At 47.8% G+C, this 366-nt stretch carries 1 protein-coding gene; it reads right to left on the reverse strand.

Translation table 11 applies throughout. The annotated features are described in order from the left end of the window. Positions 1-2: 2 nt before the first annotated feature. On the reverse strand, positions 3-366 hold a 364-nt coding region (locus A6E03_RS18320), incomplete at its 5' end, for a zinc-binding dehydrogenase (protein ID WP_141677310.1).

Here is a 366-nt window from a genome sequence, read left to right on the forward strand (position 1 = left end):
TCTTATTTATCCATATGTAGAACAGTACGGATAGATTTACCTTCGTGCATTAAGTCGAACGCTGCGTTTACATCAGCAAGACCCATAGTGTGAGTGATGAAGTCATCAAGAGCGAACTCACCTTGCATGTAACGGTCAACGATACCTGGAAGCTCAGTACGGCCTTTAACGCCACCGAATGCAGAGCCACGCCATACACGACCAGTCACAAGTTGGAACGGACGAGTTGAGATCTCTTGACCCGCACCCGCAACACCGATGATGATTGATTCACCCCAACCTTTGTGACAACACTCAAGAGCAGCACGCATAACGTGTACGTTACCGATACACTCAAAAGAGTAATCAACGCCGCCGTCAGTCATT

Origin of the sequence: Aliivibrio sp. 1S128, assembly GCF_001691065.1 — a bacterium.
Lineage (GTDB): Bacteria > Pseudomonadota > Gammaproteobacteria > Enterobacterales > Vibrionaceae > Aliivibrio.